Consider the following 23,156-nt stretch of genomic DNA (forward strand, 5'->3'; position numbering starts at 1 on the left):
ATTATTCTTTGACACTTCCCAATACGATGCCTTTCATGAAAAACTTCTGCAAAAAGGGATACACCAGCAATACCGGAAGCGCTCCGATAAAGATTTGGGCCGACTTGAGCGTACGATCCGACAATTCCTGCATGGACTCATCGCTTAGTTCCATCATTTGATTGATGTTGCTGTCGACAATAAGCGTCTGCAAATAGCTTTGCAACGGATACAGCTCCGGTCGATTCATGTAAATAATACCGTCAAACCAGGCATTCCATTGTCCAACGATGGAGAACAACAGCAAGGTGGCCAATGCCGGCTTCGAGAGCGGCAGATAGATCCTCCACATTATTGTAAAATGGCCCGCTCCGTCTATGAACGCCGATTCTTCCAGCGCTTTCGGCAGCCCTCTAAAAAAGTTTAAGAGCAGAATCACACTGTACACCGCGACGGCATTGGGCAGCACAAGCGCCCAAATCGTATTTAAAATCCCTGTTTCCTTGACAGTCATATAGGCAGGGATCAATCCGCCGCTAAACAGCATCGTTATGTAAAAAATCCAAGCATATGCGGTGCGGAACGAAAATGTCCTTGCCTCCTTGGATAGCGGATAAGCAATAAGCACAAGCAGAATCATCTGCAAGGAGCAGCCCATGACTACTCGATAAACGGAAACGGTAATCGCCTTCCAAAACTGTTCTTTATCCAGCACATACTGATACGCCTTCGTTGTCACATCTACCGGCGACAGGAACACTTGCCCTGTAGCTGCAGCTGAACTGGAGCTTAGCGATACAGCAAATACGTGAACAATGGGAAATAAGCATAAGAGGGCGACGATCAGCATGCATGCATAATTGACGATAAGGAACGTCTGCCGTCCCCAGGCAGTAGGCTCGACCATAAGCATCCCTCCTAGTCAGAAGATCCGGTAACCTGCGAAGCGGTACGCCATCCAATAGGAAATCGAAATAAGCAGCAGCGAAACAAACGATTTAAACAATCCCACCGCCGTCGCGAAGCTGAATTGAGAATTCACGAGCCCCATTCGGTACACTAACGTATCAATGATGTCACCGCTTTCATACACTTGCGGACTGTACAAGACATAGACTTGTTCAAATCCCGCGTTCAACACTTGCCCCAAGCTTAACGTAAGCAGCAAAATGATAATGGCGCGCATGCCCGGCAAAGTAATATGCCAGGTTCTTCGCCAATGGTTGGCTCCGTCTATAGCTGCCGCTTCGTATAGATCGGGATTAATCGCAGTCAATGCCGCTAAGTAAACGATCGTGTTGAAGCCGAAATCTTTCCAAGTATCGGAGAAAACGAGAACATAGGGAAACCAACGATTATCTCCGAGGAAAAATTGCGGCTCCCATCCAAGCCAAGCGATGATATCATTTATCATGCCTTTCCCGGGAGACAGCAAATCGATTAATATGCCGCCAAGAATAATCCACGACATGAAATGAGGGACATAGATCATCGTTTGAAGCGCGCGTTTAAACCACATGCGCGCAATTTCGTTCAGTAGCAGCGCTGCGATAATCGGGAAAATTAAACCTGCGGCTATTTTCATAACGGCAATCTGAAGCGTGTTGCCGACGACGCGCCAAATATCGGGCAGTTGGAACACATATTCGAAGTTGTCCCAGCCGACCCATTCCGAGCCAAACAGGCCTCGAGCAGGAACGTAATCCATGAACGCGATGACCAATCCTGCCATTGGAACGTACTGGTAGACCAGAATCAGCAGTAGTCCGGGCATAATCATAAGGTGAAGCGGCAATTGCAGCTTCCATCGTTTGCTCATAACGGCCGCCCCCTAAAGCTATTGATTGTCATGCCATTCATTTACTTCCTTCGTAATTTCGTCTCCACCCAGTTTTTTCCAATCGCTGACGAATCGATCGAATTGGCTGATAGGCTCGCCTAATATAATGTTCGTAATCATTTCATCTTCCATCTTCAACAGATTGGCCCACTTCTTGGCCATTGCCGGAGTTGGCGTTGAAATAAATTGATCTGGCATAAATTGGTTATTGTCGATATATTCGTCAACAATAGCCGATGAACTGTTTATGCCCGCTTTGCGGTCACGCCCCCACTGCTTCATGTCCCCATTCTTATAATCGATCATGCTCCTGTACCAGACGCGTTCCGTCGGCGTGAGCTGCGCCAGCTCTTGTTCCGTCGCCTCCCCATCCTTCTTGAGAAGAGGCAGCAGATGACGATGCAAGTTGACATTATTATAAGAGAGGTATACTTTAACCGGAGCGTTATTCCATATCGTTGCGCCATCTTGATCGACGACGAACTGATTGTAATCCTCATCTACCGTACTGTAGTAAAACTTCTCCAGCCATAATTCGATTAATTTGAAAATCGCTTCCGGATGCTTCGTGCCTTTCTTGACCACCCAATAATAATTGGCAATGTTCAGGCCATGCTGAAACTTAGTCGGCTTATCATCGACGGAAGGGGCGGCGACAGGCGTCCATTCCTGGTCAGGCGTCAAATTGACAAGCGGGAAGGTCGAGTATCCCATGGAGCCATACAGCATCCCGATTTTCCCTTCGCCAACCATTTCGAATGCCTTGCCAAGATCCTTAACGCCAAACTCACGATCGAGTTGTTTTTCCTTATACATATCCTGAAGCTTCTGCAGCGGCGCCTTCATCTCCGGTTGTATGCTGCTGTAAGCTAAAGTTCCATCCTCCTGCTTCAGCCAAATCCCTCTATACACATGATGGCCATTGAAGAAACCGATCAGCGATGCAAGATCCTTGGCCACCGCAAGCCCGAACGTATCATCCTCACCATTGCCATCCGGGTCCTCTTCGGTAAACGCTTTGGATATTGCGAGCAGATCATCCATCGTCTTCGGCTTCTGAAGACCTAGCTTATTCAGCCAATCTTCACGAATCCATAATACCGGAACGCTTTCACGTACCGTTCCCGTCCACGGAATAGCCATTAACCTGCCGTCTATCGTTGCGGATTGAAGCGGCTCCTCCCCGGATTCCGTCATGACCTTTTTGATTCCTTCAGAAGCGTGCTTGCTGTAGGCATCCGTCATATCTTCTATCAATCCGGCCTTGGCCAACTGGGCAAATTGCAATGGCTTTACCGCAAAGAAATCAGGCAGGTCATTCGAAGCAATCATCAAATTCGATTTCTGCTCATATTGCGCACCGGGCACGGACCAGAGCGTGTTGATCGCAATGCCGTATCTGTCCATTATTTCCCTCGTCCAGGCGTTGTTGTTCAGATCATCCCCTTCTCCGAATTTGTCGGTACCATAATCGAATGTTACTGTTGTCAATTCAATAGGAGGATCGTAGCGATCTGGAGCTTTTTCCTCATCCGCTCTATTGGATGGAGAAGATGTGCCATTGCTGCTGCCACCGCTCCCATTATTCCCGCTGTTGCTAGTGCAACCTGCTAAAACGGTTGACAGCAATACGACGGATGCGAATGTCATGAATACGATTTTTTTTGTTAAGCTTCCTGCTTTCCTCAATCCCTTTCCACCTCGAATTCTGATTTTTATTTCCCCCTAGGAAGAGATAGGCTTATCATAGATTCCCCCCTCCCGTCTGTACATCTTCTTGTTTTTATAAATGCGCGCTGTTTAGTATTTTTAAAAAAATGCAGGTATAAACGGCAATTGCATATTGTATTCGCTTTCATTCCCCTTCAAAATATGTATCATACTATATGAAGAGAGAGAGGTTGGAATCCACCCATGCGCAAGTTCCAATTTCGATCCGTTTCCAAAAATTCACTGCTTATTCGTTTGCTCCTCAGCTTTGCAGGCATCATCGTGTTGCTTGCAGCTTTTCAACTCATCTCCTTATCCATTATTCAGGATACGATCCGCAAGGAAGTGATCAAATATAATACAATGATGCTGAACAAAACAATAGACAGCTACGAAACTTATTTTAAGCTTACCGATAGTATGATGACTGAATTATTTTTTGACCCTCTTGTCAATGCCATCATCTCCAACCCCGGCACCAACGATCATCAACTAGTGAACGAATTGAGCGACAGACTGAAAGGATTCATTTCCAACAAGCAGCTTTACCTCAACAACATTTTGCTTTATTTCCCTGACGAAGGCATCGTGTTCGACATGAAAGGACGGGAGAAAGCGGACAAAACGTTTTCGAGATATTATAAAAGCGAAATATGGAAATCGCATACATGGCATCAGTTATCGGAGACAACGGATCATTTCACCGTTCATACCGCTTCAGACTTCAACACCATTCAATTCGCTAACACAGTGGCAAGTCATGGTACGCTATTTCCAATTACGATCAAAAGCAAGCTGAGCAGCTTTTATATCGTTGCCATGGTGGACGCCAATCAGATTTATGACGATTACCATTTCTCTATTAATCATGCCTTCTATATGATCAACATGAATGACAAAGTCCTCTTCCATAAGCACGGCGGCAAAGAGCAGGAGATTCCTGAGGCGGTACAACAGAAACTGCGTGCACTAGACGGAATAAGCGTACAGGACTACGTCAAGAAGGACGATATCTATTATTTCTCAAGTCAAGGCGAATTGTCCGGCATTCGCTACGTTAACGTTATTCCCCATACGGCAATTGCATCGCAAATGACGAAAATCAATTTCATATTATTCGGATTACTCATAGTGTCCATCGGGTTTGCCGTCGTTATTTCGTTCGTGCTGAGCTTCCGCTTCTACAGTCCGGTCCAGAAAATTATTGAGTCGATTCAGCAAAAGCGCCAGTCGGCCGAACCGGAAAGCACTATCCATGAATTCGTGCTGCTCCATGATAATTTCACAAAATTTATGAAAACGGATGGCAGCATACGGCGAGAGCTTCAGCACAAAAACGCCATTCTGCGCAATTACGGCTTCATGACGAAAGCGAAAAACATTTATGCGAATCCAACCTTGCAGGAACTGGCAGAAACGAATGAAAGCTTCTATCTCGTTCTCTTCGACATTATGTACACCGATCAAATGTACGAGTTAATGGCCGAGCAGCAAAACAGAGCCTCTTATTATATCAACGAGTTTATATTTGTCCACTTTGCCGAGCATTTCCCTAATGCTTCTACTTTTCAAATTGAAGAGGATCGAATTATGTCTCTCGTGTTCACCAGTGAATTATTTGAACGGTTGGAAAATACGCTGAATGATATCATCCGGGCGATAGACCGCGACAATTCGTATTGTGTATTAACCATCGCATTCGATCGAAAATTGCATCATGCAGGCGAGTTAAGCTCTTCCTTCGAAATCGCAATCAATATGCTTCAGCAGCGGCGCTTGACCGATCGCGCGCAATTGATTACCCGTTATGAGCCGCTGACGGTTACACATGTGCTGGAACCGGCTCAAGAACGCGAGTTGTTCGCGAATTTGCAAGCGGGCAATCTGAAGAATTCAGCTTCGGCTTTGCTACGCATAACCGAACAACTGAATAAGCGCAACGAAATCGCTTACCGATACTCCCGGCTTGCCCTGGAAACGTTCACGATTGTCATCAAAGTATTCATCTCGTACGCCATGGACATCACCTTGCTGCTGGAGCGGCTCGCTCCGGAAAAGTATATCAAAAAATATGCGACTGCCAATTCGTATGCCGAATATTTCGAAGGTCTGCTAGATTTCGCCGCGAGTCAAATAGAGGAAAACAGGAAGGAAGAAAACCCGGTCGTATCTTATGTGATTGATTATTTGCACAATCGCTATCACGAAGACGTGTCGCAAGAACAGCTTGCCGAGCAGCTTAACATTTCCAGCAGCTATTTGTCCGTATCGTTCAAAGAAAAGACCGGGAAAAACTTCAGCGAATATTTGAATGAGCTTCGCATTGGCAGAGCAAAGGAACTGTTAAAGCACTCCTCTATGAAAATACAGGAAGTATCGTCTAACATCGGCTACCAAAATGCAAACTCCTTTATTCGCATGTTCAAAAAGGTGACGGGGCATACCCCTGGAGAATACCGCAGGCAGCTAAGCGATTAAGGCAGGTTCGGCTGACTAACCGTCCCGAACGAGAGACAGCCGAATGCTCTGCCACTTCCGCGAGCGCCAGCGGAATATCATAAGCAGCCCGCGAAGCCATTCATCGGCTATGAAGGCCAACCATATGCCTGTAATGCCCATATCCAGCACAATAGCGAATACGTAAGCCAGCGGGAGGCTGATCGCCCACATGGAGATGAGCCCGACAACGACCGGGAACTTCACGTCACCTGCCGCGTTCAGGGAACCGATTACTATGACATTGCACGCTCTGGCCGCTTCCAGCACCAGCGACAGCAGCATCAAGAGTCCGCCTAGCGCGATGACCTCCTCGTTATCTGTGAACAACCCGAGCAGCGGGTCCGAGAACACCGCCAGCAGGCAGCCGGTGCCGAACGTGATAAGAAGTCCCGTGCGCAGATTCCGGAACGCGACGCCGTAAGCTTCGCCGCTCCTCTCCGCACCGATCAGACGCCCCACCATAATAGATGTAGCCTGTCCGATGGCGATCGAGAACAGGAAGACGAAGGTCGTAATACTTTGCGTATATATTTTCGTCGTCAAAGCCGTCGTCCCCAATAAGGTGACCATATAGGTAATGACAACCTGCGAAGCTTGATACGACATGTTCTCTCCGGCGGAAGGCACGCCGATCGTCAGCATCTGATTGACTACGTTCTTCGGGAAACTAAACAGAGCTTTCGACTTAAGCGATACCCGCACTACCTTTAACAGCATATAGACCGCGATGCCGATACCGGCGAATCGGCTAATATTCGTTGCCATTGCAACGCCTTCTACGCCAAGCACGGGAAGGCCGAGTGGGCCGAACAGCGCGAGGTAATTGCCAATAATATTCAGAACGACGACGGTAACGGATAACACCAGCATCTGCCTGACATAGCCGTACATGCGCAGCACCGTGTCCGCCGTACTAATAATGGCGACCGAGAAGGTACCCATCCCGACGATTGTCAGGAACGATTGTCCATAGCCCATCAGTTCCGGCGGCAAATTCATGAGCCGAAGCAGCGGCTCCGCGAGCACGACAAGCCCCAGACTGACGACAACGCCGATCAGCATATTAAGTCCAAGCGCAATCGAAGCGATATTCGACGCTTCCCGCTCCTTGCCGGCCCCGATCAGTTGAGAGATCAGTATGCTGAGGCCGACGTTGACGAATCCGAACAGTATATTGGCAACCATAAGTATTTGACCGGCAACTCCTACCGCGGCTACCGCATTGTCGGAATAGTGGCTAAGCATGAATATATCAATGTTGAGCACGATCGTATGGAGCAGCTGTTCCAGGAAGATCGGCCAAGTGAGCGCCAGTAAAGTTAGTTTCTTGTTCAAGTTTATCCTCTTCCATCGATGCTGCAGCAGCTGTCCTTCTCTATCAGCTCATGCTTCAGAACGATTCTTCTAGTTGATAGTTGTTCATCTGTACGTTGTTCTATGAATGCCAGCAGAAGCTGCATCGTCTTCTCGCCAATCTCTCCGATCGGCTGACGGATTGTCGTCAGACGGGGACGCACAACATCTGCAATATAAGTGCCGTCGAAGCCGATAACAGATATATCGCCCGGCACCGCAAGCCCGCGGTCATGCATGCAATTGATCGCTCCTGCCGCCATGTCGTCGCTTGCGGCGAACAAGGCGGTGAATGTGCCGGAGGCAGCATCCAGAAGCTCGCCCATCCTGTCGTAACCGCTGCGCAGCTTGTAATCTCCGAATCGGATCAATCCGGTATCCACTGCGATAGCGCTATCGGCACATGCTGCCATGAACCCTTCATAACGGTGCCTGGCATCGGCAACTTCCGAGATTTGCCCCGCAATATGAGCGATGCGCGTATGCCCTTTTCGGATAAGATAGCTCGTCGCATCATATGCCGCATGGAAATTATCGATATAGACGGCAGGTACATGAACCCCCATGTCAGCATGGACAACAACGGGGATAGACGTTCGTTCAAGAAAGGTGCGGATATCATCGTTAGCCTTGCCATGCATAAGAACAATACCGTCCACGCGCATCTCTTCGTAAACGTTTAAATATTTCACCACTTTATCCGTATCTTCTACAATGTTGGAGATGAGCAGATTGTAGCCGTTCCCGCTGGCCAACTCCTCTATCCGACTTAACACCATGGCCATGTAGCTGGAAGTGACGTCCGGAATAATAACCCCGATCAGATTCGTCTTGCTTCGCTTCAAGCTCTTTGCGATAAAGCTGGGAGAATACCGGAGCTGGTTGATCGCATCTCTTACCTTTCTCTCCAGCTTCGGACTGACATGCTCACTATTGTTCAATACGCGCGACACGCTCGTAACGGATACTCCGGCAAGGCGCGCCACGTCTTTAATTCTAGCATCCATGTCAAGGCATCCCTCGCTCCACGTCACGCAGAGCCGACTTTAAACCTTCCACCAGTTCGACTCCGGCCGATACAGCATACGTAGAGATGGCATCCACCCCCATGTCCGCATATTGAACAGCGAGCTCACGATCCATCAACGTATATATCCATACCTTCAGGCCGCAGGCATGGGCATATCGCACCAGAGACTCGCGGCAGGAGGGATAATCGACATTTAAACCTGGGAATTCACGCCGCTTCGCCATATCGCATGCTTCACGAACTGCCGATTCGTAGTCTGCATCATTCAGCAGATGCCAGCCCTTCGGCACGTTCCACATAATGCCGGAGCGGTATTCCGTCTCCGCTATCACACTCGTCGCACCGGTGAAATAGATTTGCTCCCGCATATCCATCGTCTCCAGCAATCGCAATACCGGTTCGGCAGCCTCATCATTTTTCACATCCAGGTTAAATGAAACAGGCTTGCCTCGGAAATGGGACAGCACCGTCGCCAATCGTTCCAGCTCGCTATCGTCCTTCAGTTCAAGCGGATTCTGCTTCATCATCTCCTCGTATGTTAATTCGCCGAATGCGGGATGGTCGTCATGATACAGGACACACACCCCATCCTTCGTCGCACGAACATCCACCTCCAACACTTGAGCGCCCGCGGCATAACCGGCCATCGCGGATTGCAAGGTGTTGTCCGGCGTGCCTTCGCATCCGGTATGCGCGATGATCTGCGTTCGTACTTGGCCGGCGTCATTCTTCTTCGCATCGAAATAGATGGGGTTCGCGAATGCAATTGTCGTCTTCAATTGTTTCATCATGCCTTGCACATGCACCCGAAGCCAGATCAACCCGTCACGCTGCACAGTGAATCGGCACTCTTCCCCCCTGAAAGCAGCCCTTCCAAGCTCCCCCAAATTGGATTCAACGACGACATCCATACCTTGCCGTTCGATATGGGCGCTGCGTACATCCACTTCAGTCTCCGTTATACGAACAACCAATTGTACCACTTCATCGGATTGTTGATAAGGGATACAATCGCCAATTTCATACAGGGCTTTACCGACAGCAGCTTGCACTGTCAACAAAGGCCCCATTGATAAAGAAAGGCGTCCCTTGCGTACAGCTTCGATGACGGCTTCCTGAAGATGCTCCTCATCCAAGTTGTCCGGAAGAGCGATATAGGTGAATGCGGGAGGTTCATCGGAATCTGAGGAATGATGCCAGTCCCTTCCCGCTGTTGCCGCAATACGGTAACCCTCGTTAAGCAGCTCGGTCCAACGCTTCAGCGCAGGGGCGTTGTGATTGCGCATCGGAGGTATCGTCTCATGCCACACCTCCATATAGTCGATATCATGCCAATCTTTAATCGTATATTCCCAATGACAGCCCGTACAGATCGGACTGCCCATGCTGTAGGGATGCGCGATGCCTACAATTCCTCCCTGATCGTGCACGCGCTGAATGCCTTTATGAATATCATGAGGTCCAAGATCACGCCACTCGCTGTAAGGAACGCCAAGCGTCAGCATATGGCCGTAGAAGGTCGTCCACTCCAGTCCGGGGATGACGCTGATACCTGTTTCTTCCGTCGCGGCTTGCGCCTCGGCCATACCGGAAGTGGTGTTATGGTCAGTCAGCGCTATGCCCGCCAGTCCCAGCTCCTTCGCCTTGCGGCACATTTCCAGCAGCGTATGCCTACCATCGCTGTGGGGAGTATGCGTATGCAGCTCAAATGGCAGCCACTTCATCTGACGCGCCCCCTTCCGCTTGAACAAGCAATTGATACTCGCAATTGTCGGTAACGATACAATGCGCGCTGATCGTCACTCGCCAGACCCCCTGCTGAATACGGCCGGAGAAAAAACCCGGAGAGCTTATATCCGCGCCAATAAGATGAAGCTGCTCGTTGGGGTGGCGATGCGCCGAACCGCGGAATCCATCGGGATCGTCCACTGACAGAGTCAGCAGATTAAGCAGCGGCGCGTAGCTCTCCCATTTCTCCTTGAGCCTCTCTTGCTGCGATGGTTCCGCATACTGCTCCAATGCCTGATGAATCATGGCTTTCGCCTTCACCGGATCTTCAAGTCGCTTCGGGCTGTAGCTGAATGCAACACGTAGCCGGTCAGTCGCCTCCGGCAGATGGAATTGATACGTAATATGCGTTTTTGAGCTAAGCGGTGTTAACCGTCCTTCTACTTGCAGAATATCTTTCATCGTGTCTCGAACCGCCTTCTTCTTTTTCTTCCTGCATCCGAATTGGTATCGATACCAATTCTGCCATGATGCCGATCTATCCCATCATAAAAATCGAATGTAAATTGTGATGATTTCTTTTGTAAAAAATAATGCCGTTTTATATGTGGAAAATGTTAATGTGAGTCTCGAACGGTTCGAATGAGAAAAGGCTGGATAAAATTCTAACGATTGCAAATCATACCTCTAGAACCATGTGCTCCGGGAAAGGGTGGGATCATTGAAGATCATCTTATCTGTCACATCCATACTGATTGCTTCAGCGATGCTTGGCGCTCCGGGTATGCAGCTTGCTGCAGAGGCCGCCTCTCGCGGCGGCGAGGGGAATGTACAAGGCTTGTCGAGCAGGACTGGGCAGTATGCGGACGACACGACGACAGCGGCTGAGCCGGCCCAGCCGCAAGCAGCTGAGGACCCGCTCGTCGTCAGGCAAGAAATATACAACAATCTGGCTGCTGTCACAGGCCTTCCATGGTATTGGATCGCGGCGATCGACCAGTATGAACGAACATTGTCCAAGGCTCGTCCCAAAGCCAGACCTATGCTGGGGCAGCATATCGGCGTCTATATCGAGCAGGAACGATGGGCCGGCGCGATGAACCCCGATTATGAAGACACGATGCCGGCGTCCATTCAGTGGTTCCATGGCATAGGAAGAGACGGCGACGGCAACGGGCTTGCCGAGAGGAACAGCGATGCCGACCTGCTGTTCTCGCTCCTTCATCAAATTACCCCGTACGGTGTTACGGACGAGGACGTTCCCGTAGGTGTGTGGGAGTATTACCAGAACAGCAGAGCGGTTCAACGGATCGAGCAGTTCGCATCCATCTACCGGCATTACGGCAAGCTGGACCTGTTCATGCATGCGTTCCCGCTTCCGCTGGGCAACTCCTACTCCTATCGGGATACATGGGGGGACCGGAGAGGCTGGGGAGGCAGACGCATCCATGAAGGCACAGACATCTTCGCTGGCTATGGAACTCCTGTCCGTTCGACCTGCTACGGCATTGTAGAGATTAAAGGATGGAACCGCTACGGAGGTTGGCGCATCGGCATTCGGGATCTGAACAATCATTATCATTACTACGCGCATCTGTCCGGCTTCGACAAGAACATCGCGGTAGGTGATATCGTCGAGCCGGCGCAAGTGATCGGTTGGGTAGGAAGCTCCGGCTACGGCAAGCCCGGAACGCAAGGCAAGTTCCCGCCGCATCTTCACTACGGAATATACAGCGATAGAGGACTGCTGGAGTGGGCATTCGATCCGTATCCCAGCTTGAAGCGCTGGGAGCAGGCGGAGCGCAACCGGCTCCGCTCGAAGCGGTGACGGAAGGGCCGTTACAAATCAATTTATCACTTTCCTGGCCCCGCCTAAGTGCAGATTTCTTCGAGAAGAAGGACCTCAGTCTCCACTCAAGAAGTGGAAATTGAGGTCCTTTCATATGTGATAGCGGGATTATGGCAGCTCCGCTTCATTCTGACTGCCGTCATTCGCTCCCTCTCCCCCGTGCTCCGCATCCCGTTCCTCCTGATTCGTGGATACGCCGGCGCCGGGCTGCAGCGGCACCGAGATATTGGGCGCTTGCGGCGCATTTTCTCCGATCGCCTTCCCGCTGCTGTCGTAATAGTACATCGGCACATCTCCGACGACGAGCAGATAGGATATCGGGATTTCCGTCTCCACCAGCTCGGGCTCTGTATCGAACGGAATAATAATGGACACTTCCGCAATCACTTTAATGTATACCTCCACCAAAACCATATTGATCGCCGCATTTCTCTCCCTTGTGCTGAGCTCCACCTTCACCGCGCCTACCGGCTCGAAGCGTACGGGCACCCGTGGACCGAAGGAAGATAACACGGCGCTGTCCAGTGCATGGCCGATAGGGATATGCTCGGGAATATCCTTAATATGATTCAACGTCGTTTGCACCGTATTGATCGTATCCGATGTAATGCTCATATGCTCCGAGTAATTGAGCATGAAGCCGGATATTTTGCCGTCGGCATTCATCTTCCAGTCGATCAGCTTCTCCGACTCCGCATCGCTGGCCACCCGCTCTGTAATCGCCCGATTGATCGCTTGCGTAGCCACCTGCTTTACCCGTACCTTCGCGATGTTCATAAGCGGCTCGCGCAGATTGCTCTCAATGAAAATGAAAGCAGGTACCGTCATCAGCATCATAATCAGAAAAATGAACAAAAACAGCTTCCGCTTTCTCATGCGCGGTCGATGGCGGACCGTTCCGGACTCGCCTGTTCCCCGGCCCAACGGCGCTCGAATCTGTGAGCCGGTCCACCGTAATGGCTTGTGCGCACGGCCCTGTCCGTTCCGTTGCCGCCCAAGCGAGAATATCGTCAACCTGGGGCGTCTCCCCCACTTTTTGGTCACAGTACCGATTGAGTTGCTGCTTCGGTTTTGTTTTGCCGGCTGCGGCCGAGCCGTCCAACCCATTTTTGCACGAGAGGACCCCCATTTCACCGGCTTTATGCGTTGATAAGGAGAAAAAAGCCGCAAATTGAATCGAAACGAGCCGGGCGGCCGCATCCTCCAGCCTCGTCTTCCCCATCTTGCCACGTCGTTCCCTCCTTCGCGCAGGAATGCATGTCTACGTTCCATGCATATGCGGCAGCGGGACAAAAAAGAAGGGGTCTGAAAAATCGGCGGAGCGCAAGGCAATAGCCCCGTCTCCGCCGATTTCTGCAAGAATATATGCTTCATCATTGTGAACCTCCCCCACTTACTTGCAATCACAAGTTGAAGTGGGGGCTTCTTACCATCAACATCTTGCAAACACCTGATATGAAGCGGGTTGACCGCATTCGAGCCCTAGGTAAGGGGTGTCTTCACGATGTCTAAGTAAGCAACATGTGTCTAACAGACACATGGGGCGGAACAACCCATCTACTACTTCCTGCTTTACGCAATCCGTAGATACGTTACTCGCGTTCTCACGTCGACATGCAGGAATTCATCATACAGCGCCTTGCTTAGGATATTCCTTGCGCCATGAATATCCCGATGCTCGGCATACCCGCATGCACATCGATAATTTCTGGAAGAGGTTTTGTTCCTCTTCCGACAGACAGGACATGTCTGACTCGTATACGATTCGTCCACGGCATGAAGCTTTATGCCTTGCCGTTCCAGCTTGTACTTCACATATTGCTTCACTTTGCCCATAGACCAATTGGATAACTTTTGCGCTTGTTTGCGGCCCACTGACTTCTTCTTCCGCGTATGGCGCTGCAACCCCTCGACATCGCCAAGATAGACGTCCGATACGGATTGCGTAATGCACCAATCCACAAACTGTTTCGTCGTCTTATGCAGCGCATCTCGCAGTTGCCGCTCCGACTTGGAGAGGATGAACCTTTTGGCTTTCCCGTATTTCTTCCACTGCCGGGAGCCCTTTTTACATCTCGACTGCAAGCGCTGAATTTCAGCCAGTTTCTTATTGCGCAAGCGATGAATCGCCCGCACTTTCCTGCCTGTGATGATGACACTGTCCCCATCTTCGCGGAAAGCGGCGAGACTATGAATTTCACCGGGGTCTACGCCTGCCGATTGCTGCTTATGATAGGGCTTGTTAGCCATACCATAAGATATGGCGAGATACAAGCCGTGATCATAGCCAAGTTCGATTTCCTTGATTTGTCCCTCGGGCAAATGCGTGGCATACACGACAATAGGCTTCTCCCTCTTCCCGCCATGAATGCCCATCGACAGCTCCATTTTGCCGTTGCTCGATATTTTGAAGCCGTCTTTGGCCCATTTCGTATTGTAGTGATTTTTGGTCTTGTAAGGATACCTGACCGTTCTGATTCCCTTTCGAACCGATTGATGGGCGGAATCCCGAGCAAATAGATATTTATGGCAGACCGCTTGTAGATACACTCATTATACCACACATATGTTCTTATATGGAGAGTTTTTTGTCAATCCATCCCTGATCTGTTCATTTCTCAAAAGGCTGTTTTCCCTACCCATCCCAGAAGGGATGTTCGGGAAAAGCGTCATTCATCCCCCACTTGCTTCGCTGAGGAAGGAGACTTCTGACGCATGGAGTTAAAGCTACTTATCTCCATAATGAGTACGGAATGCATAAAATTCTATCTTCTCATCATAGATGCGATAAACCAACCGATTCGTTTCATCGATCCGGCGACTCCAATATCCAGACAAGTCCCCTCGCAAAGACTCAGGTTTGCCTATACCTTCATAGCCATTGCGGTTAATGTCCTTAATTAGCTGATTAATTCGTTACTACTTAGGTCCATTCGGTACGAGGCAAGCTTGGCGGGGCTATGTGAGCAAAATGAGCGATAGCGCACAATTCCCACTACTTTTCCGCTTCTATGTGACCATTTTGAGCGATAGCTCCTACTTTTCGGCGGTACGGAGCACGCTTAATGGAGCTATGTGAGCAAAATGAGCGATAGCGCACAATTCCCACTACTTTTCCGCTTCTATGTGACCATTTTGAGCGATAAGCTCCTACTTTTCGGCGGTACGGGGCACGCTTAATGGAGCTATGTGAGCAAAATGAGCGATAGCGCACAATTCCCACTACTTTTCCGCTTCTATGTGACCATTTTGAGCGATAAGCTCCTACTTGCTTAGTAGCTAAGTAGTAACATTAATTCGCTTTAAAGTTTTTCGGTCTTCGGTTTGCCAGTACAAGTAATCTTCCCAAGCATAGCTTGTAAAAATCAAATTACTCCTCCAACAAGCTCTCCAAATCTGTGCTTGTCTTGCTCACCGATTTCCCTTGCTTCATCTGTTGTATAGAGTCCTTAATTCTATTGAGATTTGCTGGGTTATAGAAAGGATCTGTATGGGTTGTGATTTCAAATGGAATTCCGCCTTGCCGTATTGACTGACGGACAAAAATATTAATCGCTGTCGTGCGCATAATTTAAAGAGAGTTAATTCCTGTTGACTCATCGTATAATTTGCTTCATATCGCAGACTCCTTAAAAGAGCGACCTCACATACGCCAGATTGTCCCGAAGCAGCGTATCTGTAGGTGCCGATCCGCTGAAGTCCTCGAAGGTCAGCCAGCGGTCGTAGCCGATCGCCTTCAAGTCCGCGATTACCTGCGGCCAATGCACGACCCCGTCCTGAAGCGGCGACCATACCGCTTGCCACAATGGTCCCTCTGCTGCAGAAGCTTCTCCTTCCTTGCGCTGCCAGCGGGCATTCTTAATATGCACATGCGTCAAATATTCGCCCATCACTTCCAGGCCCATCCGATAATTCTCGAAGCCTTCGTGCACCATGTTGCCAGGATCGTATATAATGCCTATCCGTGCGGGATCGAACCCTTCCACCAGCCGCCTTGCCAGCGAGGCGCTGCAAGCGATGTTGCCATGATGCACCTCGATTAAGCCCATCACGCCATACTCCGCGCCAAGCTCCTGCACCTGCTCCAGATATGCCCTGCCCTCCAGAAGCAGCTCCTGATAGGGGCGCGTACGATTATACATCGGCACGCCTACGCGTATGGACGGGGCTCCCAGCACGCTGGCCGCTTTCATCGCCGTCTCGGTCGCTTGCTTGTCGCCGCACGCAATATATGCGCCGATATTCGGCACTTGAAGACCGGCCGCAACCGTCTTCTCCTTCAATAGCAGCAGCTCCGCCTCCGTTGCGTCAGCTTCAACGGTCGATAGATTGTTGCCCCAGAAGCTGGGTGCGTCCTCCGCCCTTGCGGGATCGGACTTCGTGAATCGCCATTCCACACCGTCATAGCCATACTGCTGCAGCTTCTCAATCGTCGTATCCAATGAACAATCCGGCATCATTACTGTAAACACGGCATACTTCATCGCACTCATCCCAGCCCTTCGTCAATTTACTGTAGTCTTGTTCACTTGCTTGCGCTTCCTCGTACTCATCTTAGCAAATAACGGAGCGTCTTCTCTTCGTTGGGCTTTGCCAGTTCCACAGCAATATTTGACTCTGGTTGTACTATCTTGCTTGGTTGTACAAGGCGTTATAATAAGCTACACTAAAGCAAGGCTTTTGCCATTGCCCATTCATTCCATATTATATTGAGAGGAGAGGCTAGCCTTGTCCATGAACCGCAGGCTGTTAACGGATGCCGATTTTCAGGAAGCGTTGGAGCGTGAGAAGAAGATTCGCGTCTTTCAGGACAACGCCATTATCGACATGTCCTCCAGCATTGTCCGATTCGATGACGACACCGTCGTTACGCAGTCCGGAGTTGGCGATCTCATGTATCATCGCAGATCGGAGTGCGAATTTTTCGAGCTTAGAAGGCGCTCCTAGCCGATTCTATCCCGCATATGGCCTAAGTAACGCCATCTGATGAGCAGGAAGTACACGGCTTGAATACATAGAAATGTCGAGAAAATGATGACTGCATTCGTAAGCATAGGCGCGTTAGCCAAGTTAGCCAAGTTATGAAAGGCGACAAGGCTGTGAACGGCTGCCAGCGCAAGCGGCAGAAAGAACATCAGACTTAACTGGCGTGTAATCAGTCCCTTCAATTCCTTGACGCTAAGTCCGATCTTGCCGATCATCTCATATTGTCTCTCGTCCCGCTGCTTATCCGAGTAGAGCCGGAAGTAGAGGAAGCTGGCTGCGAACGTAAAGAACACCATTCCCATCAGCACGCAAATAATGAGCAGGATGCCGTTTAGCTGTCTATCTTGGAAGTGGGAAAGCGACAAGGCGAACAAACCGCTGCTCCCATTCTCCGAACCATCCGCTGATAATGTCTTATCCAGCTTCCGGGCGAGATCGAGCGTCTTCTTCCATTCCGGTACAGCAAAATAAGTGATGGCGCCGTAGCTTCCGTTCTCGTCCAACGAGCCAAAAAGCTCGTCTGGCAAAACAATCGTATCGAACGGCTGAGGCAACACGAACGGCTGCAATCTTCCTTCCAACTGCAGCTTCTGCCCCGCTGCTCCGAGCTCTTGCCGCGCTTCCTCGACGAGTGACTCGTCATTGTACACGCCGTTGTTGCGGGCAACACCCCCCGTCGCGATGTACATGCCGTTGCCTGACAGCGCGTCCGCAATCGGCTGATCCTTGATGGCAGCCAGTTCATTGTATTGGGACAACGGGATCATGGAATAGCCTTTCCGCTCAGTTGACAGAGGTGTAATAGTCGCTTTACGGTACTGGAACCCCTCTCCTTCCAATGTGCTCCCGATCAGATTCGGTCCATCGTCCTCTCCCGTACTGTCCGGCGAGGCGTGATAGGTGAACGCATAGGGATAATTGCGTATCGTCCTCTCCGGATCACCTATCGTCAAGCACACGCCAATCGCCGAGAATGCAACTGCCATCACGGAAGCGACCATGAAGAACATGACCGCATTATCCCTCATGCGATAAGCCAGATCCGTCAATGTCAACAGATTAATTCGCTTAAAGAGAATCCGTTCGCGCCGCTTCAATAGATGAATCGTATACACGCTTAACTGCGTGAACAAGAAATAAGTGCCCGCTACGACACAAGCGATGGCCCCGGCCAACAAGCTCAAAGAAAAGAAGCTGCGCTCCACGAAATAGTACACCATGCCATAACCGGCGCCGATGAGCGCAATGGCCAGGAACGATACGAATGCCGATGCTTTCGGCTCCGTTCTCGGTTTCTCATCCGATTTCAACAACTCAAGCACCGTGCTGCGCCTTCCGACTCTAACCGTCAGCAATGACACGGCAATAAACAGTACTGCGAAAGCCGCTGCCGTAGATCCGATTGCTTTAAGAGGCACATAGAACCGCAATCCCTCATCCAGCATCAGCACCCTTTCGCTAATGAGAAGCAACAGCTTGGTGAACAAAAGCCCGATACCGATGCCTGCAATAATAGAAGCGAGTCCCAGCAGCATATTTTCCACGAACGTTAGCCGCTTCCTCTGACGCTCCGACATGCCGAGTATGGCCAGTATGCCGAACTCCTTCTTCCGGACCTTCAGGAATGCCGCGGATGAATATAGCAGAAATAGAAATGAGAACAGAAAGATAAAGTATTGCGATACCTTCAGCCCCATCGAGGCGAGGTAAGACATGGTGAGGCTGCTGGATTGCAGCTGTCCTTGCAGATCGGGGTGGAACATAAGCACCGAGAATATAAAAAATGCCATAACGGAAAAGGTGCTGCTTAAAAAATGCGCCACATATGCACGCATGTTGCGTACAACATTTCTAAACGCGAATTGTCGAAAGTTCATGACCGCTTCCTCCCAGCAACGAAAGAACTTGCATGATCTGATTATAAAACTCGGAACGGCTGTCACCGCGACGCACTTCGCTGTAAGTTCGGCCGTCCTTAATGAATACAACCCTGTCGCAATAGCTTGCCGCCATCGCATCATGAGTGACCAGCATCATCGTGGCTCCTTCGTTCTTGTTCAGTCCTTCCATTAACGACATGACATCCCGCGCCGCGCCCGAATCCAGATTGCCCGTCGGTTCATCCGCCAGCAGCAGATTCGGCTTATGAATGAGAGCTCTTGCAATTGCTGTCCGCTGCGCTTGTCCTCCTGATATCTCATAGGTGCGTTTGTCCATTATGCCAGCTATGCCAAGCTTCTCTGCCATCTCTCCGGCACGCGACTTCATGTCTTCGACGCCGGCGCCTTCCAGTGTCAACGGCAGCATAATATTCTCCCTTACCGTCATCGTGTCCAGCAGATTAAAGGATTGGAACACGAAGCCCAGCTCCCTTCTGCGGAAGCGGGCTAGCTTCTCCTGAGAGAGCTCATAGGGGTTGCTCCCGTTAATGAGGACGGAGCCGGAGGTTGGCCGGTCTATCGTAGAGACGACATTGAGCAGCGTCGTCTTGCCGCTGCCGGACGGTCCCATAATGCCGACAAATTCCCCCTTGCCGATTGTAAGATCCACATCGTTCAACGCCTGGTATGCCACTTTGCCTGCATACGTTTTTTGAATGCCTTTCGCTTGCAATATATTCATCCCTACTCACTCCTCTATTCCTAATGCCTCCCTGGCAATTACAGTGTACACAAGCATAGCGTGATTTCCCACGAACAGTATCGTCACCTTCCTTACACGACTGTAAGCTTTTTCCGAAATCCTCTTCTTCTATCATTCTGTCCTTGACTTCTTTACAACTCACACCGCCGAGGAAGGGGTATGGTTGGCGGGGCTATGTGAGCATATTGGGCGATAGCGCGCGCTTTTCAGTACATTTCGGGTGCTATGTGAGCATTTTGAGCGATGGAAGGTTACTTTGGGGCAGGCGGGGCATGGTTGGCGGGGCTATGTGAGCATATTGAGCGATAGTGCGCGCTTTTCAGTACATTTCAGGGTGCTATGTGAGCATTTTGAGTGATGGAAGGTTACTTTGGGGCAGGCGGGGCATGGTTGGCGGGGCTATGTGAGCATTTTGAGCGATAGTGCGCGCTTTTCAGTACATTTCGGGTGCTATGTGAGCATTTTGAGCGATAGAAGGTTACTTTGGGGCAGGCGGGGTATGGTTGGCGGGGCTATGTGAGCATATTGAGCGATAACGGGAACCCTGGAACTGATACCTAATATGTTCAAAAAAAAGGAATTGCTCACTAGGAGCAATCCCTTTATTTTTAACTGTATCCGGTAATCGTTTATCGAATGGCAAGGCTCATGGCGGGAGCGGAATATTCTTCTACGATGCCCTTACCGAGTTGACCATATTGATTATTGCCCCATGTGGCAACCTGGCCGTTCTTCATAATTGCAGCGGAGTGATAGCCGCCGCCGGAGACAACTGCCGCCTCGCCGCCGTCAATCCCAACTTCTACGGGGATCAAGCTATTCGATTGGCTGTCGGCTCCCAGTTGGTTGTATTCATTGCCGCCCCATCCCCAGACGCTTCCGTCCGCTTTCAGGGCGATCGTGTGGTATGAGCCTGCCGATGCGGATGTAAAGCTATGCCCCTTCGCCTTCAGAGGAACTGCGCGATTGACAGTCGTGCCGTCACCCAGTTGCCCCTGATTATTGTATCCCCAGGTCCATAGATTACCGTCTGCATCAAGAGCTGTCGTATGATAGCTGGCCGAGATCGACACGATGCCCTGCAGCGCTCCGTCTCCACTCTCTCCTGCAACTTGAACCGGGCTCAAGCGATTCAGGAACGTACCGTCTCCCAGGGAACCCGCTTCATTGTGCCCCCATGTCCACACCGTGCCATCTGCGCGCAATGCGACAGAGTGATACTCACCGGCGGCTATGGCAATGACCTGATCCAGCACGCTGTCTTCCCCTGTCACTTGGACAGGAAGGGAAGTCGATTGCACGGTACCGTTGCCTAACTGACCATGCGTATTGTCTCCCCAACTCCACACCGTTCCGTCGGCTTTCAACGCCAAGGAGTGAAATGATCCTGCCGATACGGCAACAACCTGATCGAGGAGATCCGACGATTCCGTCTTCACCTGCGTCGGATAAGACTTGGACAATTGCGTGCCATTACCCAGCTGACCATACTCATTAATGCCCCACGTCCATACTGTTCCATCGTTCTTCAAAGCCAGCGTAAAGTGATATCCTACGCTTACCTGACTGATGTCGCGCAGCGGCTGACCAGTCGCGCTATCCACTACCTGTACAGGAACAGCGGAAGAGGCATTTGTGCCATTGCCCAGCTGACCGTGCTGGTTGAAGCCCCAAGCTAACAACGTTCCGTCCTCTTTCAGCATGGCGCTATGAAATACATTGGAATCAATTCGTTCTGTACCTGTATGCGAAGCTTCGCACTGACAAGTTGTGAATGTCAACGCAATCGCTTGCTTATTCTGTGCATGATCCGGACTCATGACACTGCCTGCGGGCATGTATACGGAATAAGTTACGGAAGGCTGTAACGGCTCATTCGCATGCAATATAAGCTTATTGCCGTCAATCCCCGTCTGATAATCTACCATGCCATTACTACTGCTGATCATGATGCCGCCAGCCTGATTGCCGGGCATAACGGGCCTATTGAACAGCAGTTCAATAGGCTGATCTAAGGGTACACCCCCCTGACCGTTAGCCGGATTGGCAGCAAGCAGCACAAGCTCGGGAGCTGCTTCTGTTCGGAACGTTATCGTATACGCTTCGGTTAGTGTCCGGCCGGTTGCACTTTCCACACTGCCCGGCTTCAGCTGCAATTCATACGTCGTATCATAAGCCAGTGCAGCTTGCGGAACGACGGAAAGCTCTTGTCCGTATACGGACAATGAGACAGATACTTCTTCACCGTTGAGTTGCTGCAATGAAACTAATTCGTCGTCCATGTCTCCATACAGTTCTTCATCAAACCATAGCCGAGCCGTTGCTTGTATGACAACATTCCCTTCCCAATCTGCCGGGGTGGAGCTCACAACACGAAGGTCGGAGGCTCCAGCAGAAGCGATAGGAAGTCTCTGTACTAATGCTACAAGAATGATTGGCACGATCAGAATTGCCACAATTGCCCGATACTGATAGATGATCTTCATTCCACAACCTCCTCGTGTAACAGCCGGAGAGCATTGCAGCTCTCCGGCTGTGTGTCATTACTTAAACCGGATCTGGATCTACGGACAATTGACGAATAGACCATCTTCCGGAAATCTCAGAGAGATTAAGCGTTAGCCCATCCGCAACATAAGAGACGGTAATTTTACTGCCACTAGTCAAGAACACTTCGTCTGACAATGTGACCACCGATTGTTTCATAATCGTGCGCAACGTTAACACAAGTGCAATGTTAACATCCAGTATCGGCAAATACCCTTTAGAAATCTCTTCTGGCGCACCATTATCGCTTTGAACTGTAAAATACGGATCTACACCTGCTCCGAGACTAACCGATACAGCTGTGCTAAGTTTATAGTTCAAAGAAACATTTATAGCATATTTCCCAGTAGCAGGAACAGTATATTCTCCCGTCATAGAATTAAAGTTAGGAGAGTTATAGCCAGGAGCTGCTGTACTCCATAATAAAAGCTGCATTGTATTTGAGGTGCCCAACATGTTGTTGATACTTGCCGAGAAGCCTTCGAAAGCACCGCTGCCGCCTCCAGCTGCGCCATCATCGCCCTTCTCACCTTTAGCAGCAATCAGTATATAGTCTGCCGATAACCCCGGTTCCCCAACAGGAGCGTTCACTTTAGCCATAAATGTGCTGCCCTGATAGGTCACAACTTGGTTTTTCAAATAGCTCGGCGCTTCAAGAACATCATATGCTACGATACCATCCAATCCATCGCCTTTATCACCCTTGTCACCTTTCGCACCCGGGGCTCCCTGCATTCCTGGAGGACCTGGGGTTCCAGGCATGCCAGGCATTCCTTGCAGTCCTTGGATGCCTTGCTCGCCCTGATCACCCTTGTCGCCTTTCACGCCTTGGATGCCTTGCTCGCCCTGATCACCCTTGTCGCCTTTCACGCCTTGGATGCCTTGCTCGCCCTGGTCACCCTTGTCGCCTTTCACGCCTTGGATGCCTTGCTCGCCCTGGTCACCCTTGTCGCCTTTCACGCCTTGAATGCCCTGCTCGCCCTGGTCACCCT

At 50.4% G+C, this 23,156-nt stretch carries 18 protein-coding genes and 1 pseudogene; 3 read left to right on the forward strand and 16 right to left on the reverse strand.

The features are described from left to right. Position 1: 1 nt before the first annotated feature. From M6D81_RS19715 to M6D81_RS19725, 3 genes are read right to left on the reverse strand one after another with little or no spacing between them, the layout of a single operon-like run. A complete protein-coding gene (locus M6D81_RS19715; RefSeq protein WP_262678704.1) occupies positions 2–886 on the reverse strand; it encodes a carbohydrate ABC transporter permease in 885 nt (294 codons plus the stop codon). 15 nt (positions 887–901) lie between these two features. Further along, entirely contained in the window at positions 902–1,798 is an 897-nt protein-coding gene (locus tag M6D81_RS19720) for an ABC transporter permease (RefSeq protein WP_262678705.1), read from the reverse strand. 18 nt (positions 1,799–1,816) lie between these two features. After that, positions 1,817–3,508: an extracellular solute-binding protein gene (locus M6D81_RS19725; protein ID WP_262678706.1), complete on the reverse strand. Its 1,692-nt coding sequence runs from the start codon at positions 3,506–3,508 to the stop codon at positions 1,817–1,819. Between the two features lie 225 nt (positions 3,509–3,733). On the opposite strand from M6D81_RS19725, the gene M6D81_RS19730 reads away from it, so the two are divergent. After that, on the forward strand, positions 3,734–6,007 hold the full coding sequence (locus tag M6D81_RS19730; RefSeq protein WP_262678707.1) for a helix-turn-helix domain-containing protein: 2,274 nt from the start codon (positions 3,734–3,736) through the stop codon (positions 6,005–6,007). Positions 6,008–6,022: 15 nt separating this feature from the next. Here the strand turns inward: M6D81_RS19730 and M6D81_RS19735 are convergent, their stop codons facing one another. Genes M6D81_RS19735 through M6D81_RS19750 form a run of 4 tightly spaced genes read right to left on the reverse strand, consistent with a single transcriptional unit; the run spans position 6,023 to position 10,601 of the window. Continuing rightward, positions 6,023–7,363 carry an MATE family efflux transporter gene (locus tag M6D81_RS19735; protein ID WP_262678708.1) on the reverse strand — a complete coding sequence of 447 codons (1,341 nt, stop codon included), beginning with the start codon at positions 7,361–7,363 and terminating at the stop codon, positions 6,023–6,025. A gap of 2 nt (positions 7,364–7,365) precedes the next feature. Beyond that, positions 7,366–8,388, reverse strand: a complete 1,023-nt coding sequence (locus M6D81_RS19740; protein ID WP_262678709.1) for a LacI family DNA-binding transcriptional regulator — start codon at positions 8,386–8,388, stop codon at positions 7,366–7,368. A gap of 1 nt (position 8,389) precedes the next feature. Next, entirely contained in the window at positions 8,390–10,135 is a 1,746-nt protein-coding gene (locus tag M6D81_RS19745) for a CehA/McbA family metallohydrolase (RefSeq protein ID WP_262678710.1), read from the reverse strand. Continuing rightward, a complete protein-coding gene (locus tag M6D81_RS19750) occupies positions 10,116–10,601 on the reverse strand; it encodes a hypothetical protein (protein WP_262678712.1) in 486 nt (161 codons plus the stop codon). Before M6D81_RS19750 ends, M6D81_RS19745 begins: the two co-directional genes overlap by 20 nt. Positions 10,602–10,923: 322 nt before the next feature. Between M6D81_RS19750 and M6D81_RS19755 the strand changes: the two genes are divergently transcribed. Beyond that, positions 10,924–11,967: a M23 family metallopeptidase gene (locus tag M6D81_RS19755; protein ID WP_410795763.1), complete on the forward strand. Its 1,044-nt coding sequence runs from the start codon at positions 10,924–10,926 to the stop codon at positions 11,965–11,967. A 129-nt stretch (positions 11,968–12,096) separates the two neighbouring features. Here M6D81_RS19755 and yunB read toward each other — a convergent pair whose 3' ends face one another. The 5 genes from yunB to M6D81_RS19780 form a co-directional block, all read right to left on the reverse strand. Beyond that, on the reverse strand, positions 12,097–13,365 hold the full coding sequence (gene yunB, locus M6D81_RS19760) for a sporulation protein YunB (RefSeq protein WP_262678716.1): 1,269 nt from the start codon (positions 13,363–13,365) through the stop codon (positions 12,097–12,099). Between the two features lie 195 nt (positions 13,366–13,560). Then, on the reverse strand, positions 13,561–14,538 hold the full coding sequence (locus M6D81_RS19765; RefSeq protein WP_262678717.1) for an RNA-guided endonuclease InsQ/TnpB family protein: 978 nt from the start codon (positions 14,536–14,538) through the stop codon (positions 13,561–13,563). Between the two features lie 177 nt (positions 14,539–14,715). Further along, entirely contained in the window at positions 14,716–14,901 is a 186-nt protein-coding gene (locus M6D81_RS19770; protein ID WP_317259151.1) for a Txe/YoeB family addiction module toxin, read from the reverse strand. A gap of 366 nt (positions 14,902–15,267) precedes the next feature. Next, complete coding sequence (locus M6D81_RS19775; protein ID WP_262678718.1) at positions 15,268–15,357, reverse strand: type II toxin-antitoxin system YoeB family toxin; 90 nt, start codon at positions 15,355–15,357, stop codon at positions 15,268–15,270. 260 nt (positions 15,358–15,617) lie between these two features. Then, the gene (locus M6D81_RS19780; RefSeq protein ID WP_262678720.1) at positions 15,618–16,481 is read right to left on the reverse strand and encodes a sugar phosphate isomerase/epimerase family protein; all 864 of its coding nucleotides are present in this window, start codon (positions 16,479–16,481) and stop codon (positions 15,618–15,620) included. Positions 16,482–16,716: 235 nt separating this feature from the next. Between M6D81_RS19780 and M6D81_RS19785 the strand changes: the two genes are divergently transcribed. Beyond that, positions 16,717–16,935 (forward strand): hypothetical protein, encoded by a 219-nt coding sequence (locus M6D81_RS19785; RefSeq protein WP_262678722.1) that lies wholly within the window; start codon positions 16,717–16,719, stop codon positions 16,933–16,935. Here the strand turns inward: M6D81_RS19785 and M6D81_RS19790 are convergent. The 4 genes and pseudogenes from M6D81_RS19790 to M6D81_RS19805 all read right to left on the reverse strand — a co-directional run. Then, positions 16,932–18,851: an FtsX-like permease family protein gene (locus M6D81_RS19790; protein WP_262678723.1), complete on the reverse strand. Its 1,920-nt coding sequence runs from the start codon at positions 18,849–18,851 to the stop codon at positions 16,932–16,934. The two genes, M6D81_RS19785 and M6D81_RS19790, sit on opposite strands and share 4 nt — an antisense overlap. After that, complete coding sequence (locus M6D81_RS19795) at positions 18,826–19,596, reverse strand: ABC transporter ATP-binding protein (RefSeq protein WP_262678724.1); 771 nt, start codon at positions 19,594–19,596, stop codon at positions 18,826–18,828. The genes M6D81_RS19790 and M6D81_RS19795 overlap by 26 nt, the downstream gene beginning before the upstream one ends. Positions 19,597–20,246: 650 nt before the next feature. Continuing rightward, positions 20,247–22,103, reverse strand: coding sequence for an RCC1 domain-containing protein (locus M6D81_RS19800; RefSeq protein WP_262678726.1), 1,857 nt, complete (start codon positions 22,101–22,103; stop codon positions 20,247–20,249). A gap of 61 nt (positions 22,104–22,164) precedes the next feature. Beyond that, positions 22,165–23,156: pseudogene (locus M6D81_RS19805) on the reverse strand (collagen-like protein); the annotation flags it as partial.

It is taken from the genome of Paenibacillus sp. J5C2022, assembly GCF_025567625.1.
Classification (GTDB): domain Bacteria; phylum Bacillota; class Bacilli; order Paenibacillales; family Paenibacillaceae; genus Pristimantibacillus.